The organism is Enterobacter sp. SLBN-59 (assembly GCF_024807915.1).
Lineage (GTDB): Bacteria > Pseudomonadota > Gammaproteobacteria > Enterobacterales > Enterobacteriaceae > Enterobacter > Enterobacter asburiae_B.
In genome coordinates this window covers 530052-548232 of record NZ_JANUFI010000001.1, presented here as the reverse complement: position 1 = coordinate 548232, position 18181 = coordinate 530052, and the positions used below count along the sequence as shown (strand labels likewise).

At 54.9% G+C, this 18181-nt stretch carries 15 protein-coding genes; 1 reads left to right on the top strand and 14 read right to left on the bottom strand.

Annotated features, from left to right (window positions below):
- Positions 1 to 6: 6 nt before the first annotated feature.
- From tyrR to M2422_RS02550, 3 genes are all read right to left on the bottom strand, one after another.
- Complete coding sequence (tyrR, locus tag M2422_RS02560; protein WP_023335909.1) at positions 7 to 1548, bottom strand: transcriptional regulator TyrR; 1542 nt, start codon at positions 1546 to 1548, stop codon at positions 7 to 9.
- A gap of 112 nt (positions 1549 to 1660) precedes the next feature.
- Positions 1661 to 2713, bottom strand: coding sequence for a YcjF family protein (locus M2422_RS02555; RefSeq protein ID WP_045400123.1), 1053 nt, complete (start codon positions 2711 to 2713; stop codon positions 1661 to 1663).
- On the bottom strand, positions 2710 to 4107 hold the full coding sequence (locus M2422_RS02550) for a YcjX family protein (protein ID WP_023312030.1): 1398 nt from the start codon (positions 4105 to 4107) through the stop codon (positions 2710 to 2712). Before M2422_RS02550 ends, M2422_RS02555 begins: the two co-directional genes overlap by 4 nt.
- Before the next feature lie 155 nt (positions 4108 to 4262).
- On the opposite strand from M2422_RS02550, the gene M2422_RS02545 reads away from it, so the two are divergent.
- Positions 4263 to 5273, top strand: coding sequence for a LacI family DNA-binding transcriptional regulator (locus M2422_RS02545; RefSeq protein WP_033145717.1), 1011 nt, complete (start codon positions 4263 to 4265; stop codon positions 5271 to 5273).
- A gap of 34 nt (positions 5274 to 5307) precedes the next feature.
- On the opposite strand, the gene M2422_RS02540 is transcribed toward M2422_RS02545, so the two are convergent.
- The 11 genes from M2422_RS02540 to M2422_RS02490 all read right to left on the bottom strand — a co-directional run bounded on the left by M2422_RS02540 (position 5308) and on the right by M2422_RS02490 (position 18006).
- Complete coding sequence (locus tag M2422_RS02540) at positions 5308 to 6222, bottom strand: OmpG family monomeric porin (protein WP_064672636.1); 915 nt, start codon at positions 6220 to 6222, stop codon at positions 5308 to 5310.
- A gap of 66 nt (positions 6223 to 6288) precedes the next feature.
- On the bottom strand, positions 6289 to 7371 hold the full coding sequence (locus M2422_RS02535; RefSeq protein ID WP_039262901.1) for an ABC transporter ATP-binding protein: 1083 nt from the start codon (positions 7369 to 7371) through the stop codon (positions 6289 to 6291).
- A gap of 13 nt (positions 7372 to 7384) precedes the next feature.
- Complete coding sequence (gene pgmB, locus M2422_RS02530; protein ID WP_064672637.1) at positions 7385 to 8050, bottom strand: beta-phosphoglucomutase; 666 nt, start codon at positions 8048 to 8050, stop codon at positions 7385 to 7387.
- Positions 8040 to 10319, bottom strand: a complete 2280-nt coding sequence (locus tag M2422_RS02525; RefSeq protein WP_064672638.1) for a glycoside hydrolase family 65 protein — start codon at positions 10317 to 10319, stop codon at positions 8040 to 8042. Before M2422_RS02525 ends, pgmB begins: the two co-directional genes overlap by 11 nt.
- The gene (locus M2422_RS02520; protein ID WP_155739940.1) at positions 10313 to 11371 is read right to left on the bottom strand and encodes a Gfo/Idh/MocA family protein; all 1059 of its coding nucleotides are present in this window, start codon (positions 11369 to 11371) and stop codon (positions 10313 to 10315) included. Before M2422_RS02520 ends, M2422_RS02525 begins: the two co-directional genes overlap by 7 nt.
- Before the next feature lie 11 nt (positions 11372 to 11382).
- A complete protein-coding gene (locus tag M2422_RS02515; protein ID WP_064672640.1) occupies positions 11383 to 12171 on the bottom strand; it encodes a sugar phosphate isomerase/epimerase in 789 nt (262 codons plus the stop codon).
- Positions 12172 to 12188: 17 nt separating this feature from the next.
- Positions 12189 to 13241 (bottom strand): zinc-binding alcohol dehydrogenase, encoded by a 1053-nt coding sequence (locus tag M2422_RS02510; RefSeq protein WP_064672641.1) that lies wholly within the window; start codon positions 13239 to 13241, stop codon positions 12189 to 12191.
- A 28-nt stretch (positions 13242 to 13269) separates the two neighbouring features.
- Positions 13270 to 14112 carry a carbohydrate ABC transporter permease gene (locus M2422_RS02505; protein WP_064672642.1) on the bottom strand — a complete coding sequence of 281 codons (843 nt, stop codon included), beginning with the start codon at positions 14110 to 14112 and terminating at the stop codon, positions 13270 to 13272.
- Positions 14099 to 14980, bottom strand: a complete 882-nt coding sequence (locus M2422_RS02500) for a carbohydrate ABC transporter permease (RefSeq protein ID WP_023312040.1) — start codon at positions 14978 to 14980, stop codon at positions 14099 to 14101. Before M2422_RS02500 ends, M2422_RS02505 begins: the two co-directional genes overlap by 14 nt.
- Before the next feature lie 22 nt (positions 14981 to 15002).
- Positions 15003 to 16295, bottom strand: a complete 1293-nt coding sequence (locus M2422_RS02495; RefSeq protein ID WP_033145727.1) for an ABC transporter substrate-binding protein — start codon at positions 16293 to 16295, stop codon at positions 15003 to 15005.
- Between the two features lie 13 nt (positions 16296 to 16308).
- Positions 16309 to 18006 (bottom strand): sugar phosphorylase, encoded by a 1698-nt coding sequence (locus tag M2422_RS02490; RefSeq protein WP_069302917.1) that lies wholly within the window; start codon positions 18004 to 18006, stop codon positions 16309 to 16311.
- Positions 18007 to 18181 lie beyond the last annotated feature (175 nt).

The following is an 18181-nucleotide window of genomic DNA, read 5'->3' as shown; positions in this document are numbered from 1 at the left end:
TTTTTGTTATTCGTCGCCTTTCTTATGATTCAAACCGTACTCACGCAGCTTGTTCGCGATCGCGGTATGCGAGACGCCAAGGCGTTTTGCCAGCTTGCGGGTGCTGGGATAGCTGCGGTACAGCTGCGTCAGCACTGAACGCTCAAAACGGCTGGTGATATCGTCCAGCGAACCTTCCATCGCCTCTTCGCCAACCGATACCGTCCCCGCGTCGTAATCAGGCAACAGAATATCCTGCGGACGCAGTTCATAGCCTTCCAGCTGGGTCAGCGCACGATAAACGGCGTTTTTAAGCTGGCGAATGTTGCCCGGCCAGCCGTAGCGCATGAGCACCGTGCCGAGATCGGCAGACAGCTTCGGACGCGGCACCCCCTGCTCGTCGGCAAAGCGGGCGACGAACAGCTCCGTTAGCGGCATGATGTCCTGCGGGCAATCGCGCAGCGGGGGAATATTCAGCGTCAGGACGTTGAGGCGGTAATAGAGATCCTCGCGGAAGATCCCCTTTTGCACCAGTTCCACCAGGTTTTTCTGGGTGGCGCAAATGACGCGCACGTCCACATGCACTTCGTGATCCTCACCGACGCGGCGGAAGGTTCCGTCGTTCAGGAAACGCAGCAGCTTAGCCTGCATGCGCGGCGACATTTCGCCGATTTCGTCCAGCAGCACGGAGCCACCGTTAGCCTGCTCGAAGAACCCCTTCTTGCCTTCCGGCGCGTGGCCAAACAGCTCGCTTTCAACGGCATCTTCCGGAATAGAGGCGCAGTTAAGTGCCAGATAAGGCTTAGCCGCACGCGGGCTCGCCAGATGCACCGCATGAGCCAGCAGGTCTTTCCCGGTGCCGGTATCCCCGGTAATCAGCAGCGGCGCGGTCAGGCTTGCAAGCTTGCGCGCCTGGTCAACCACATGGCGCATTTTCGGGCTGACGGCAATAATCTGGCTGAACGCGCCAACATCCTGGCTGGAAATGTTCTGCAGCTGGCGACCCATGCGTAACGTCGAGCGCAGCATGATCACCGCCCCGGTCAACACGCGGGTATTCCCTTCCCCTTTCAGATAGACCGGCGTGATCTCCATCAGGAAATTCTGCCCGTTAATCACCACATGCTCGCTAAGCGTGTTCTGCGGATTGCTGTCCAGCCAGCGCTGGAAGTTAAAGCCGGGGATCAGCTGCGCGGCGTTATGATTGCTGAGCTTCTCCTGGCTCTGCGCGAAAAGCTGGCAGCTCGCGTGGTTAACGCGCTCAACTTTGCTTTTCAAATCCAGGGAGAGGAACGGCTCAGGCATCGCTTCCAGCAGCGCGCTCAGCGCCAGGTGCTCACGCTCAGAGGGCATCCAGGGAATGGTGCGTACATCCGTAACGCCAGCGATACGGCGGATTTCCGCCATCAGGCTGCTGAAGGTATTAAATTCAATTTCGGCAAAATTGAGGTAAATTCGCCCGACAGGATCGATCTCAATGCCACGTAAATCAATGCTACGTAAAACAAGAAGATCGAGTAACTCGCGGGTCAGACCGAGACGGTCTTCACAGAAGACTTCAAGACGCATGGGAAATTCACCGTTTTAAGCCAATAACAGTAAAATGATATGCCAGAACACGGTGATCGGGAAGATGGCTGTCAACAAATATTGACAGCCAGCACGATAAGTGAACAAAACCTCACGGAGCCGGTTTTTTATTGAGCGTCTCTTTGAGCTGGCCGATCAGCTCGCGCCTGAAATCCCCCAGCCGGGGCTTATCGCCATCAATCCACGGCAGCGGACGGCAGACTTCCATCGCTTTAATCCCCAAACGCGCGGTCAATAATCCCGCGCCGATACCCTGCGCGGCACGAGCGGAAAGACGCGCCGCCAGATCCTGCGACATCCAGTCCATTCCCACTTCGCGCACCAGTTCACTCGCCCCGGCAAACGCGATATTGAGCAGGACCAGCTTGAACAGGCGGAGTCGACTGTAGTAACCCAGCTCTATGCCGTAAAGGTTCGCGATACGGTTGATCAGGCGCAGGTTACGCCAGGCGATAAAGGCCATATCGACCAGCGCCAGCGGGCTGACGGCAATCATCAGGGTGGATTCCGCCGCAGAACGGCTAATCTCGCGTCGCGCCTGGGCATCCAGTACCGGCTGAACCATATGGGAGTAGAGCGTCACCACTTCCCGGTCATTCTGGGTTTCATGGATGGCGGCATACCAGCGCTGAAGCGCCGGATGCGACTGATCGATTCCCGCCTGGCTGGCCAGCTTTTCACAGAACGCGCGGCCTTTACCGGTGCCGTGACTGTGGAGCAGATCCCGCGCTTCATCACGCTCGTGCGCGCGCTGGCGCAAACGCCAGAGCCGCCGCCACTCGGTGGCAACCGACCCGATGCCCGCCCCCACAATCAGCGCGCCCGCGGCACATCCGCCCAGCGCGACCCAGTCCTGAGTTTGCCAGGCATTCATCGTCCACTGCACGCCCTGCCCAACCACGCTTACGCCAAACAGCGCCAGACCGGCGGTGACCATCCTGCGCCACAGGCTGCGTTTTGGACGCAGGGCGGCTTCCACAACCGCCTCTGCCGGACCTTCCTCGACGCCGGGCTCCTCTGTCAGGGCCGGAGCAAAGTTATCAGCCTGCGTGCCGCTGAACGTCTGCGCGGTTTTGAACGCCTCCTGAGGATCCTGCTCAAGCGTTCCGGTAAAGTCTATGCGCGGTTTTAACGGTTCCGTCATCGCAATTTATCTCCAATCAAAAACTCCAGCGCCGCATCCAGACGGATGTGTGGTAATGGCCTATCGACGCTCATTGCCTGCGGGCGGAAGGCTTCAAACTGGAAACCCTGATTCTGCCAGAAGGCCTGACCCGGCAGCCGCGCAGGCACTTCGCCCGGATAGACGGTAAGCGGTTCACCGTCGCTGAGCCGGTTCCCGCGTAATGCCGGTATTTTCTCGCCGTTAAGATCAATCAGCCCGCTTTGCGTTGCCTGCACGGACGCAAGCCCAAGGCAATCCATGCCGATCCCTTCGAAGGCGGCGTTTTGCCAGGCGTCCTGCACCAGCTGCTGCAGCAGCGATACCATATTGGCATGCTGGTCGACCGTGACGTGATCGGCCTTGGTGGCCGCAAAGAGCAGTTTATCGATCACCGGTGAGAACAGACGGCGAAACAGCGTCCGCTGCCCGTAGTGAAAACTTTGCATCAGCTGCGTCAGCGCCAGGCGCATATCGTTGAAGGCCTGCGGCCCGCTGTTGAGCGGCTGCAGACAATCCACCAGCACAATCTGACGGTCAAATCGCAAAAAGTGGTTTTTATAGAATCCCTTGACCACTTTTTCACAGTAGTAATTGTAACGCTCGCGCAGCATCCCGGCGTTAGTGTGCCTGTCGGCCTGCGCCAGCTTCGACTCGCCCACCCCGTCCACGTCCGGCCAGGGGAAGAACTGAAGCGCAGGCGCGCCCGCTAAATCACCCGGCAGGACAAAGCGACCCGGCTGAATGAAGTGCAACCCTTCCTGCTTGCACTGGTGCAGATACGCCGTCCAGGCTTCGGCAATGGCCGCCAGACGGTTTTCATCGGCCGGCGCAAGCGGGTCCAGGCCTTCGCACAGCTGTCGCCATTTGGCCGACCACCCGGCGCGCTGCCCCTGCAACAAGCCCGTCATCTGGCGGGACCAGCTGAGGTAATCCTGCGCCAGCATCGGCAGGTCGAGCAACCATTCACCGGGGTAATCGACGATTTCAAGGTACAGCGTAGAAGTATCCTTGAAGTGGCGCATCAGGGATTCATTCGAGCGAAAGCGGAGCGCGAGGCGAATTTCACTCACCCCTCGCGTCGGCGTCGGCCACGTGGGCGGATCGCCATAGAGCTGCGCCAGCCCTTCGTCATAGGTAAAACGTGGAATCCCAAAATCACGCTGAGGAACGCGCTTCACGCCCAGCAGGCGTTCTTCCCGCACCGCGCTGAGCAGCGGCAGACGCGCCCCGGCGTGCAGGTTCAGGAGCTGGTTCACCATCGCGGTGATAAACGCCGTCTTACCGCTGCGGCTCAGCCCCGTCACGGCCAGACGCAGATGACGGTCAACGCCGCGGTTCACCAGTGAATTGATTTCGTTTTTAAGTCGCTTCATCGCCGTCCTTCGTTGCCTGGAAGCCTTGAATGCATGGCTTCAGAATACAATAAATGGGGGCAGATCGTTGATTATCAATTCTTATTTATTGCTATTGCCGTTTTCTCTCCAGTAAGATGAACGGTATTGCTGTCAGTCCGGAGTGAGTAAGGTGTATGTCACCCACCATCTATGATATCGCACGGGTTGCGGGCGTATCGAAATCAACCGTTTCCCGCGTTCTGAATAAACAAACGAATATTTCTCCCGAAGCGCGTGAAAAAGTGCTGAAGGCGATTGACGAATTAAATTATCAGCCCAACAAACTGGCCCGCGCCCTGACCTCTTCAGGCTTCGATGCCATTATGGTTATTTCGACCCGTTCAACCAAAACCACTGCCGGTAATCCTTTTTTCTCCGATGTCCTGCATGCCATTACGGCAAAAGCGGAAGAAGAAGGATTTGACGTTATTTTACAAACATCAAAAAGCAGCGAAGACGATCTGCTGAAATGCGTGAGTAAAATAAAACAGAAGATGATCAAAGGGATCATTATGCTGAGCTCACCGGCAAATGAATCCTTTTTCACCACGCTGGATGCGTATGGCGTACCGGTGGTGGTTATCGGTAAAGTGGAAGGTGAGTATCAAAATATCTATTCCGTCGACACGGATAATTTCCATGACAGCGCCACGCTGACCGAAACCTTTATTAAAAACGGACGCCGTAAAATTGCCTGTCTGCATGCCCCGCTTGATTATCATGTTTCGATCGATCGCCTTGCGGGCTATAAAGCCAGTCTGGAAAAGCACCATATTGCCCTTAACCCGGACTGGATCAGGGATGGCGGTTATACCCATGAGAGTGCGCTTACGGCAGCGCTGGAATTGTTGTCTTCACCCACGCCGCCTGATGCAGTATTCGCTACCGACAGCATGAAGTTACTTAGCCTCTATCGCGCGGCGGATGAGTTGAACCTGATGATCCCGGAGCAGGTGGTGATAGCCGGATACAGTGACCCGATGCTGTCTCTCATTTTAACGCCCTCGCCTGGCGGCTTTGATATCCCCACCCGAAAACTGGGGGAAGAGAGCTGCGATCTTCTTTTCAGGCGTATTGCGGGTCATCCCGCCCCGCAAAAAGTGCTGGTTGATACCCACTTTTTGTTGGCTGCTTCCCTTCGCTAAAACCAGGGGCGAAGTGCCCCTGGCGTGCAGTCGGTCAGAACGCGTAGTTTACGCCAACCCCCGCATAGTGGAAGTGGTCGCTTTCGCCTTCATCGTGGTTTTCCCACTCATAGGCGTATTCCAGCGTCATGGATAAACCATTGTTGAAATCGTAAGCGTAGAGGAGACCGAGTCGGTTGAAATCGTGTCCTTCACGCTCAGGATCGTCCTGCCAGTCCCAGTTCGACCAGCGATCGAGCCCCAGGCGGGTATAAGGCGTTAAGGTGGTCTGGCCTAACGAAATGGGCAGATAGGCACGAATTTCCTGAGTAGAAAACTCGCCGTTATTACGGGAACTGTCCATATTGAAGCCGCGCTCTAAATAATAATTCACTTTAGCCGCAAAGGTTTCGTTAATGGTCCAGGTAAAGCCCGTTTCGGTTTCAACGCGGCTGTCAGCATAGCCGGTTTTTTGCAGATCGTTAGCAAACTGATACATGGCAAACCAGCCGCCAAAACGCCAGTCGTCGGTTAATTTAATATCCCAGTCAGGCTGAACTTTGTAGCGCTGCATATTAGCGCTGCCGTCTTTGGCACCGTACTCATCTTTAAAGTGATAACCATAATTACGGAAACCGCCAGTCAGACCGAAGGTGAAATTATCGGTTCCGATAAAGCGATAGCGTAATTGAAATTCAGGACGATCGAAATAGGTTCCACGGGTCATACTGCTGTAATCAACCGGCCCCTCCTGATACATCGCCAGCGAAATAGTCCACGCATCCCAGGTTGCATTAAACCACACGGAAGGTTCATATAATCCATCTTTATCGTCGCCCTGCCCCTCAACGTTTTCGATTTCATACATCGCCCCAATATTAAATTCCCACTGTTTAGCTGCTTCTGATGCTTGTGCACAGCTAACTCCTGCGCACAGAACGAGCGCAGCACTTCTTAGTAGAGTACTCATTTAATTTTCCCTTTATAAGTAACAAACAAAAAAACCGGAAATTTTCATTTCCGGCGAACACCTTTCTTATCTAATAGCCGCTTCGGTTTCAGCGTCGAAGAAATGGCACTTATTCATATCGAACTGGATATTGATATTATCCCCTGCGGCATAATCATTCGCCGCGCCAGCGCGAACCACCAGCTCATGACCGCCAACGGTGGCGTAAAGCATAAATTCTGCGCCGGTCAGTTCGGCTACGCTGACTTTCGCCGCGATATTTTTACCACTGCTCTGCAGAGTGAGAATATCTTCCGGGCGGATCCCAAATACCACCGCTTTGCGCTGATACCCTGCGGCATTCAGTGAAGCGAGCTTGTCTTCCGGGATCGCCAGACGCAGCGTTTCCGTGACGAAATAGCGATCGTCGATAGCGCCGCGAATGAAATTCATGGCTGGCGATCCAATAAACCCTGCAACAAACATATTTGCCGGTTCGTTGTACACCTGCTTCGGAGCGCCGACCTGCTGAATAATGCCGTCTTTTAAGATCACGATGCGGGTCGCCATCGTCATGGCTTCCGTCTGGTCGTGGGTCACGTAAATCATCGTGGTGTTGAGCTTCTGGTGCAACTTGCTGATTTCAGCCCGCATCTGCACGCGAAGCTTGGCATCAAGGTTGGAGAGCGGTTCATCCATCAGGAACACGCCCGCTTCGCGCACGATCGCCCTGCCCAACGCCACGCGCTGTCGCTGGCCGCCGGACAGCGCGCCCGGTTTACGCTTGAGGTACTCGCGTAATCCGAGGATCTGTGCCGCCCAGTTAACGCGCTCGTCGATAACCACAGGCGCAATTTTTTGCATCTTCAGGCCGAACGCCATGTTGTCGTAGACCGTCATATGCGGATAAAGCGCATAGTTCTGGAACACCATCGCGATATCGCGTGACTTGGCGGGCACGTCATTCATGCACACCCCGTCAATAATCAGTTCACCCGCGCTGATCTCCTCCAGACCGGCAATCATGCGCAGCGTCGTGGATTTACCACAGCCCGAAGGCCCAACGAAGACGATGAACTCCTTGTCTTCGATTTCGAGGCTGAAATCCTTAACCACGTGGACCTGGTTATCATAGATTTTCTGAATGTGTTTCAGGGACAGTTGAGCCATTGTTAATTCCTTATCAATACGTCCGGGATGCCCAAAACTCGGTCAGGCATTTCCAGGTCAGTTCCCGCGTTGAATGAAGTTGTAAACCCGCATGGTTCAGGCCAGATCCAATCCCAACCGATAGCATTCCCGCCGCGTTGATCGCCTCAACGCCTGCAGGTGCATCTTCGATACCTATAGCCGCGCCAGGACGCACATTCAGGCCTGCACAGGCAGCAAGGAAAATCTCCGGGTCTGGTTTTGAGCGGCGAATACGGGAAGCATCGGCACAAAAATCGAAGGCCTGATGAATGCCCAGCGCGTGCAGGATCCCCGGGGCATTCAGGGAAACGGAGGCGAGCCCAATTTTGACCTTCGCCGCACGGATATCCGCCAGCACGTCGCGAATACCGGGAAGCAGTGAATCCTCCGTCAGCGACGCCAGAGACTGGACATAGAGCGCGTTCTTTTTCGTCGCCAGCGCGAGGCCCTGCTCATGGCTGAACATTCCCTCTTTCCCGCCATGCTTCAGGATGCGCTGCAGGGAATCCATGCGGCTAATCCCCTTCAGCTGTTCGTTAAATACTTCGTCGAAGGTGATGCCGATTTCATCCGCCACTGCACGCCAGGCCAGAAAATGGAGGTTTGCGGTATCGGTGATCACACCGTCCAGATCGAATACAACCGCCTTAAGCGTCATGGCGCCCCTCCGTGGTAGCGGTCCCATTAACAGGTGCAAGAAAATCCTTATAAGCGCAAACTGTCCGCCCCGATACGTGTAGCGTCTTGCCCCACAGCGTCAACATGGAAGGTGCCGAAGCTTCAATGGTTAACACCTCGTTTTCACAGGTGAAGTGCAGCGTTGCATTTCGCCAGCGCAGCGGGAATGCCAGTCTTCGCCAGTGGGCCGGCAACCTGGGCGAAAGATGCAGCTCCCCATCCACTATCTGCATACCGGCAAAGCCCTGAATGACGCCGGACCAGATAGCGCCGGTCGCAGCGGCGTGAATTCCGTCATCGCAGCTGTGCGGGTCGTCCCCAAGATCGATAGCGACGCCATCGCGCCAGAAGGCGTAGGCACCTTCGACGTCACCACAGCGGGCAGTCACAATGCCGTGAATGGCCTTGCTCAGCGAAGAGTCATGGATCGTGCGGGGCTCGTAGAACGCCAGATTGGCGGCACACTGCTGCGGGGTAAACCGCTCCGGCAACAGGTAGGTAAGCATCACCACATCAGCCTGCTTAAGGATCTGCATGTCGTTGACTTCCGCCCGGGAATAATCGAGCAGAATGGTCTGCTTACCCGCTTTGGCTTTGTAGCGGCTGAGATCGATGGCCGGTTTGGCCATGAAGGTATCATCCTGCGGGATCACACCGTCTGGATTGGCCTCCGGCAGCCATAAGCACGTCAGGAACCGTGTCGCTTTCTGCGTAAAACCTTCATCCTCGCGCCCAAACATCGCCATAAACTGGCGAGCGCAGGCGACGTTGTGCCAGGCCAGATAGTTGGTATACGCGTTGTTGTTCACATGCTCGGTGTATTCGTCCGGTCCGATAACGTCATGGATTTCGAGACGACCATTAATTTCCGTCGCGCGGCCCATCCAGAACGCAGCGGTTTCCATCAGCAGCGTCAGGCCTTCGTTTCGCATAAAGGCATCATCGTGCGTCGCCTGCCAGTAAGCGACGACGGCCCAGGCAATGTCCGCCACGATGTGGTGTTCCGCCAGCGCGGAGGCCACCTTCTGGCGCGTGCCGGTTCGGATGTTGATAGCCGCGAACTCCGGCGTCTCTTCCAGCCCGCTGGCGGCGCTTTCCCATGGGAACAACACGCCGGGCCAGCCGTTGCGACGGGCTTTTTCCCGCGCCCCGGCCAGGTTGAGCCAACGATAGCGCAGCAGGCTACGGGCGATTTGGGGCCGGGTGAAGAGATGGAAAGGCAGCAGGAAAATTTCGGTATCCCAGAAGACGTGGCCTTTATACCCCTCACCCGTCAGCCCTTTGGCGGCGATACTGCTTCGCTCATCATGGGCTGGCGTCATGGTCGTCAAATGCCAGACGGCGTAATCCAGCGCCATCTGATCCTGATGTTCCGTAGAGTCCACCTCCACCCGAGCGTTACGCCAGACCTCTTGCCAGGCACACGCCGAACTCTCAAGCAAGGCGTCGTAGCCTCTTGCCGCACAGACCTTAAGATCGGCCAGCGCGTTTCGGGCGAACGAGGCCTGCGACAGTGCTTTATCACTGCGATGTGCCACCCAGACGATTTTTTCAAGCGTGACAGTGTCACCCTTAGCAATCGTCAGCGAATGATGAACGCTGAGACGACGATTTTTGGCGGTGAAACAGCTATCGCTCTTCGCGGAGAGCTGACAATATGCTGAAACAACAATCTCAGACGCGCGGTCCTGCGTTTCATACACGCCCTGCATATATTGCTGGTCGAACACTCTGACCGACATTTCATCCAGATGCTGTCTGCCGCTGTTCGTTTGCGTTGCGTCAATGCCGGTTTGCACCACGGCCTGCGTGGCGGTATCGAGCGGTGTAATCGAAAGCTGCATGGCCACTAAGGGCAACTGGTCCAGCGACACAAAACGACGGCTCTCCAGACGATAGCGTTTCCCGTCAGGCGAGCGCCAGACGACGCTGCGACGAAGCTCGCCATTAGCAAACGCCAGCTCGCGCTGCCACTCGAGGATTTCGCCTGACAGGAGCGTGAAATTGAAGCCATCCAGCTCAACATCGATACCGATGATATCCGGCAGATTGATCAGCTCAGTGGTCTCGTTGCGACCAGCACGATGATAGAGGCCCGCAAGATACATGCCTCTGGTTTGCTGGGTGTAATCTTCTTCGTGCGCAGCGCGGATCCCCATGTAGCCATTACCGCAGGCCATGATGGAGGCGTATTTATTCAGGCTGTGTGGACAAAAGCCCGGGTCGGTTAATACAGACACGTTTAGCATATCGTCACGCTTTCCCCTGTTTCTGCTGATTCATACAGCGCGGCGACAAGCTGCTGGATAACCAGCCCCTGCTCCGCATCAGCGATCATGACGGGCTCTCCCTGCACATGCCGCACAAAGGCATCCATACTGCGCATATGACGCTGGTCGTCAGCCTCTTCACGCTGCGTGAGGGTGACTAAAGTCCCGGCTTCGTCGTTGTAGATGTGCGCCGGGAACAGCATGGCGCCAGCCTTTTCACCGCAGAATGCGACGTTCATGATGGATTGTTCACGGATATTGAGCGCAAACGACGTGTCCAGACGCAGAATGCCGCCGTTGCAAAATTCAATGGTGCCAAACAGGGCATCTTCAACGGTAAACTGCGTGGGATCCCACGCACCAAACTGGCCGCTGCTTTTACGGTTCCCCAGCCTCTGGAAGCTGTGTGCCGTCACCTTTTTTACCGCCGGGAACCCCAGCACGTACATCGCGGCATCGAGCATATGGATGCCGATATCAATCAGCGGCCCACCGCCCTGAAGCGTTTTGTTGGTAAAGACGCCCCAGCCGGGAACCCCGCAGCGGCGTAGCGCCTGCGCCGTGGTGTAATAAATTTCTCCCAGCGCCCCCTTTATCACAGCTTCACGCAGCAGTTGCGTATCGAGAGCAAAACGATGGTGAAAATCATACGCCAGCACTTTTCCCGCCTTGCGCGCGGCCATGCGCATCCGATCTGCCTCCTGCGGCGTCATAGCTGGCGGTTTTTCACACATCACGTGGCAGCCTGCTTCCAGCGCTGCCATGACGTGCCCGAAATGGAACCGGTTAGGCGAACAGACGCTCACCACATCCGGCTTAACCGCCTCGAGCATCTCTCGCGCATCCTGCCATGCCGAGGGAATACCATGACGTTCCGCAAACGCCCGAGCCTGTTCAGGGTGGCTGTCCATGACAGCCACCATCTGAACATCCCTGCGCGTGGCGTAATACGAGGCATGCACTTTATCCGCGACCTGCCCGGCGCCAATGATGGCGACGCGCAGAGGCGAAGGTGTAGAAGCACTCATCACGCTCGTCATCCTTAGCATTTACGCAAGTAAGTGAGCGAATCCCGGTATGCCTGAGCCGGATCCTCGGCGCGAACACGGCACTCATACACCACGTAACCCCGGTAGTTATCAGCACGCAGCTGAGCGAACAGGCTGGCAAAATCGAGGCTGCCGCTCCCAGGCTGGTAGCGGTGGTTATCTGCGATGTGCACATGGCCCAGCAGATCGCGGTGCTGATGCAGCGCATCCGTCAGCGAGTCTTCTTCGATGTTCATATGATAGAAATCGCCGATGATCTGCACGTGCTTCAGGCCGTTCTCTTCGATATAGCGACGCGCGTCAGCAAGAGTGTTGATCATGTGATCCTGATAGCGGTTCAGCGGCTCCAGGTAGACGGTTGTTCCGGTGCGAGCCGCCACCTCATCCAGCCAGCGCAGGGAGGCGCTTACGGCTTTGCGGTCACCGTCCAGGCTGCGTGGAGAGGTCATTGGCGGTAGACGGAAGGTAAACATCCCCCAGGCAGCAGGCACGATAATGCCCTTTCCGCCAACTTCCGCCAGCGCTTTCAGAATGCGTTCAATCTGCTGTAACCCGTTCAGACGGCGTTCTTCGATGAAATCACCGATCCAGCCATCGTATCCGCCACATGCTGTCGTCACCGGCAGACCGGTGGCTTTGATGGCCGCTTTCACTTCATCGAGGTTTTCCACCAGCAGGCGGCCGTCAATTTCGTAACCATCAAAGCCCATCGCTTTGATGTACTCGAATTTCTCCATGATATTGACCGGGAAAAAGGCCTGGTTTTGTGTTGCGATCTTCATGATTTGCTGTCCTTAGCTTAAAAAGTGACGCCCATTTTGATACTGAGTTCCGGGTGCTGATCGACATACTTCATATAGCTTTCCGGGGTGGTGGCGAAGGTCACGACCGGGTCGATCAGATCTTCACAATTCAGATAACCGTTCATCAGCAATTCCCAGCAGGTCTCTTCAATACGCTTGCGGCTCCAGCGCGGGTAGTCCGGGTTGGGTTCGCTACAGGCGCGGGAGAAGACAATCTTCGCGTTATTGAAATGCGCTTCGCGGCCGAGGTTAAAGCCTTCCGCGAACGGTTTTGCGAAAGCTACATAGGAGATGGTGCCGCCGTAGGCAAGTCCGCGCAGCGCGGACTGCAGCGCATCTGCAAAGCCGCTGGTTTCGATGATCGCGTCCGCGCCCTGCTTCCCGGTCAGCTTTTTGATTTCCAGACCGACATCGGTGCCGATTGGGTTCAGACAGTGGTCTGCCCCATGACGGCGGGCAATCTCACAGCGGTGTTCGATAGGGTCGACGCCGATGACGATTGACGCACCGGCTTTTTTCGCCAGCTGGATCGCAATTTGCCCAATGGCTCCCAGACCGACCACGACAACAAAGTCGCCCACGCGGACGTTGGCATCACGCACGCCGCTCATGGCGAACTGCGCCGGATCGTAGCAAACGGCGTTTTTCCAGGAGGCGCCCTGCGGCATTTTGCGCAGCTTATAGTTATTCACCGCGTTAACGATCACCGTTTCCTGCAGCGGTGCGTAGCAGCAGACGCTGTCGCCGATCTGGTATTCCGTGACGTCAGCACCGCATTCGATAATCTCGCCAACAATCATATTGCCCAGCTGGAACTTACCGAATTCGATCCCGCGGGCCGCCCCCTCTTCACGCGGGGTAAACATCTGCCACTCCGCATTGAACTCTTCATCGATAAACGGACTGGCGGCGCGGAAATCCACCACTTCGGTACCGTGTTTCGGCGCGCCAAAGCGGGCGCGAATTTTCACTTCATGGACGGCAACCGGACGATCTTCATATTCCACCAGCGCCGCTACACGAGGCGCTGTCGCAACTAATTTTTTCATGACTGACTCCTTGTTAAAATTGGCCGCCTCAGCCCTTCACGCCACCGGCGGTCAAACCACTTTTAATAAAACGTTCAGACAGGGCGTACATGATGACAACCGGAAGCGCCGTCACCAGCGATGCCGCCATCATGCGACCCCAGATATAATCTGGCGTGCTAAAGAGCGTGTTCAGCCCAACCGGCAAGGTGAAATGGCTGGCGCTGGACAGGAAAATGGACGCAAACAGATAGTCGTTCCACGCCACCATGAAGCAGTAGACAAACACCGACACGAGCCCGGAAATCGCCAGCGGCACGGTGATGCGAAAGATGATTTGCAGGCGGTTAAGGCCGTCCATCATCGCGGCTTCTTCGATTTCGTCCGGGATGGTGTCGAAATAGCTGCGCAGCATGAACACCGCTGTCGGTAACGTTTGGGTCACCATGGTGATAATCAGCGCCAGCTCGGTGTCGTAGATCCCAAGGGCAGTGATGATTTTGAACAGCGGCACCACCAGCAATATCCCGGAGAACATGTAGACGGTGTAGAAACTCGCATTGATCGTCATGCGGCCCTTAAAACGCAGTTTGGACAAGGCGTAAGCCCCCAGCGTGCCGAGAAATACGGCAATCACCGAGGAGGTCAGCGACACCATCATGCTGTTTTTGAAATAGTCCACGAATGGGAAAATCAGCGGATTAAAGATGTCGACGTAATGCTGCAGCGTCCACGCCTGCGGCAATATGGTCGGGTTAAGCGATATCGCCTCTTTCGCACTCTTAAACGACGTCATCAGCATCACGAAGAACGGGAACAGCGTGATGACCAGGAACACCGCCAGACCGAGATAAAAACCAATACGGCTCAGTACGCGTTTATTTGTTGCCATTGAGGTTTACCCTTTTTCTGGTCAGCAGAATCACCGCGAAGATGATCACAAACAGCACGACGGAGATCGCCGCAGCCTTACCCAAATCATTGAAAGCAAATGCCGTTTTGTAGAGGTAGACGCCCAAAATATCGACCTTGGTCGTCAACAGGTAGACATCCGCAAACATGTAGAACATCCAGATAGTGCGGAGCGTCACCACCGTTGCCAGCACCGGCATAATCGCGGGCAGCGTAACGATTCGAAAACGCTGCCAGGCATTCGCGCCGTCCATTTCCGCCGCTTCATACAGCGACTTATCAATGGTCTGCAAAATCGCGAGGAACGAAATGAACGCGTACGGGAAGTAGCGCCAGATGGCGAACAGCACCACCAGCACAAAGCTGCTGCCAGGATTGTCGAACCACAGCGGCGCCTGGTCATACAGATGCAGCAGGTCAACGCCCAGATAGTTCACAATGCCGTAGCCGTTGTTGAACATGTATTTCCATGCAAACACCAGCGAAATGGACGGGGTGACGTAGGACAAAATCACCAGTGAACGTGCCGTTTTCCGCAGACGGAATTCACGGTTAAAGAAGATCGCCACCGCCAGCCCCAACCCCGTGCTGCCGATCACCACCAGCGCGGTGTACCAGAACGTCATCCACAGGGAGTGCCAGAATGCTGCATCACTGAGAATGCGAATGTAATTATCCAGCCCGACAAACACAGCGCTAATGCGCGGGTTAAGCGGCAGACGTAAGAAACTGATTTCAATATTGGAAATCATTGGCCAGGCCACCAGGCCCCCCAGCAAAATCAGGCTGGGGGCCAACAGCAGCATGGCGAAAGGCATATCTGAACGACCAGAAAACAACGTCTTCATAATTTCCTTCCGCAGAGCGCTCCTATCGTTGTGAAATCAGATCGGTCAGACGCTTCTGGCTGTTACTAAGCGTGTTGCTGAGATCTTTTTTCCCCACCGTGACGTTATGCACCATGGAACTGATGATGCCGGACCCGGTAACATCGCCCATGCGTGTGAAGTTTTTGTCCCCCACCGCGCCAAACACCTGCACATTCGGGAACTGCGCAATCAGTTCGTAAGGCAGTTGTCCAAACGCTTTGATCACATCGTTGTTTTTCCAGGTATCGGTGCCCACCACCAGCTTGTTCACCGGCAGTGCCGCGCCGGGCGACATCATGACCCAGTCGGTTGCGTTTTGAGCCTGCTCCATCCAGGTCACAAACTTTTCAGCCGCCTGAGTCTCATCTTCGGTTTGACCGGTGGTAATCGTCAGCGACGTGACCATGCCGTAAACGGCAGAAGAGGTTTCTGTTGGGACGACGAAGCCCAGGTTGGCAGGGTTTCCGTCCTGGAATACCGCCGGAAGGATGTAGGTGGAGTAAACCGCCATCGGCGCAGAACCGTTCATGAAGGCATCTTTGATCTCCATGACGTCGTTTGAACCCGGCATGGTGGTCGCGGCCAGATCTTTATAAAACGCCAGGGCTTTTGCCATTTCAGGGGTATCGATGTTGACGTTCCCTTTGGCATCAAAAACGTTCGCGCCGCCAGAAAGCGCAAACTGGGAGAATGCCTGCTCCGTCATCACGCTTTCCGCGGTGGGCAGCGCAATGCCGTAATGTTTTTTGGCCGGGTCGTTAAGGCTCTGGCTGGCTTTCAGCAGCTGCGCCCAGTTATGCGGCTCCTGGATACCCGCCGCAGCCAGCGCATCTTTGTGATACCAGACGCCGGATAGCCAGGCGCTAACTGGCACACCCGTCCAGGCAGAACCGTCTTCCGTACGAACAACACGCAAGATGCCGTCATAGAAGGTGTCCTCGCCTACCGCTTTAATGGCTTCGCCGATAGCTTTGCGATCCAGCAGCTGTTCCTTGTCCATGACTTTCGCGTAGTCATGGCTGACTTCAATCACCTCTGGCAGCGCGCCCGTTCTGGCGAGCGTAATAACCTTGGTGTTGTAGGCATCCTCTTCGACCGGGACCTGTTTCACCGTGATGCCAGGGTTCTCTTTCTCGAACTTTTCGATAAGCTTCGTGATAACCGCCTGGCGCTCCTGCTCGACTGACGAGTGCATAAACTCAATGGTGACAGCAGACTTTTTGTCGTCCTTGCACCCTGATAACAAGGCGCACGAAACCAGTGCTGAAATCAGCACAATTCTGGGCATTTTCATTTTAAGGTCCTTTTTAGTTTTCTTTAATCCACAACACCTGCCATGGATATAGGGTCAGCGTTTTATCTGTAATATCTTTCCCGGAAATCAACTCCGTTCCGGAATGAATATCGGATTCCATCGTTTGAATGCCATCACTGAAATTAAACAGCGCCGTTACTTTCTCACCACAATCCGCCACGCGAACGATTTTTAAAACATGTTTACCTGACGCACTGAAATAAGCTTCACTGTCAGGATGGAATGCTTTCTCCGCCCGACGCAGCGCGATTAACTGGCTTAACGAGCGATAGATCTGAGAACGCAGGCTATTTTTATCTTCAAGCAGGCTATCAATTTGCCCTGCCGTGTATTTCTCACGATTAATCGCACGGTTATATCCCAGGTGTTCAACACCTGCATAATCATTACGGGAACCGAGAATGCTCTGGATATAAACCGCAGGCACGCCGGGGAAGCTTAAAAGGACGGCATGCGCCAGAATAAACCGGGCAATCCGTTGGCTATCAAGACTGTCACGCGTACTTAAAGCATCCAGATAGGTCACATTAATTTCATAAGGACTGCGTGTACCATCCGGGTTATTTTTCCAGTTAACCAACGCCCCTTCAGCCTGAAGTTTTTCCACAAGCGAGAGGATTTCCGACTCGGGTAAAATTCCGCGTAACGGATTCAGACCAATCCCGTCATGCGAGGCCAGGAAGTTAAACCAGGTGGTTTTCGTGGAAGGCAACGTCAGCGACGCTGCCCACTGGCTCAGCGTCCCGACGTCCTGAGAATGCACCGCATGCAGCACCAGCGGGGGCAAAGAGAACTGATAAACCATCTGCGCTTCATTTTCGCCGTCACCGAAGTAAGCAACGTTATCTTTATGCGGAACGTTCGTCTCGGTAATAATCACCGTTCCAGGGGCGACAGCCTCGGTAATCGCGCGGAAAAGCTGGATGAGCTGGTGGGTTTGCTCAAGGTGGATGCAGTTTGTTCCGGGTATTTTCCACATGAATCCCACCGCATCCAGACGAATGTATCGCGCCCCTTCAATCAGGTAATGCAGCAGCACGTCGACCATCGCGATCAGCACCTGCGGAGAGGCGAAATTGAGATCGACCTGGTCCTCGCTGAAGGTGGTCCACAGGTGTCGCACGCTGCCGTCATGCAGCGTGAAAGGTGTAAGAAGCGGTAAGGCACGCGGACGCGTCACCGCGGATAAGTCTGTTTCAGGATCGACAGAAATAAAGAAATCTTCATATCCTGGCATTTGCTTCAGGTAATTAGCGAACCATTTGCTTTTGGCTGACATATGGTTGCATACGAAATCGAACATTAAACTGGCTGACTGTTTTAATTCAGCAACGTCTCGCCACGTTCCGGTTTCCGGTGCAACCTCGTGATAATCGATAACAGAAAAACCGTCGTCCGAAGACCATGGATAAAAAGGCAAGAGATGAACATGAGAAAAAGAACGAGAAAGCCACCTGTTATAAAAACGTGTAAACACCGGTAGCGCCTTCTCCCCTTTCGCTGAAAACTGATCGGCATAGGTAATCAGGACAACGTCTTTTTCATCCCAACCCGTTTTACGTTTTTCCGTAATAACAGAAGCGGCATTTCCAATATTTTCCAGCAGCACATTAAGATGGGCATCAGAAAACGTTTCCCCGTAAACAAGATTAATGAGTTCTTTAATTTTTGTATTCATTTCATTTTCCATGGTAGCGGTCCCACGAAGTGGCAATCTACTCCCATGAAAAATATCTGTCAACGGACCAGAAAGGAGAAAAAGGTGATTGCAAAGCAGCTCAGCGCAATATTGTGAGCTGCCGCAAAGAAAGAACCGGGAAAAGAGGAAATGCGGTTAACCGTCGCCAGTCCCTCCCCCGTCAGGG